A 514-nucleotide genomic window follows, 5' to 3' on the forward strand; every position below is an offset into this window, starting at 1 on the left:
ATGGCGTTAATGGTGCCGTTAGAGACCTCGGTACCGTACATCTCCAGTAGGTATTCCCGGATGCTCTGGTAGCTGTTACCCAAGGCGAACAGAGAGATGATATTGCGCTCCATCTCATCGGTCAGTCGGGTTTGGTACTTTTTAACCGTTTGTGGTTCGAACGAGCCATTGCGGTCACGAGGTGTTTCCAACTCAAAAGAGCCAGAAGCCGTTTTAATGGTTTTGCGGGAGGCTCCGTTTTTACGATTAGGCTGGGAATCCTGCCCCAGATGTTCATCCAGTTCAGCACCTAATGCCGCTTCGGTGATCTGCTTGATCAGAGGTGTTAGCAGACCGTCTTTGCCATTGAGATCCTGACCGGACTGGAGGGCCTTAGCAAAGGCTTGAATGTCGATTTCGTATTTATCAGACATGATGTGTCACTCCCTGTAGAGGGTTGTTCTGGTTGAATATCCCGGACACCTCAAGAAGAGATAAACTCTTCACCAACAGAGGTGCCAACCATGAGCCAGAA

1 protein-coding gene is annotated in these 514 nt (G+C 49.6%); it reads right to left on the minus strand.

From position 1 onward, the window contains the following. The coding region (locus tag Q8W24_RS16845; protein WP_305476059.1) for a transposase at positions 1–413 on the minus strand (413 nt) is incomplete at its 3' end. Positions 414–514 lie beyond the last annotated feature (101 nt).

Source organism: Oceanobacter sp. 4_MG-2023, assembly GCF_030689165.1.
Lineage (GTDB): Bacteria > Pseudomonadota > Gammaproteobacteria > Pseudomonadales > Oceanobacteraceae > Oceanobacter.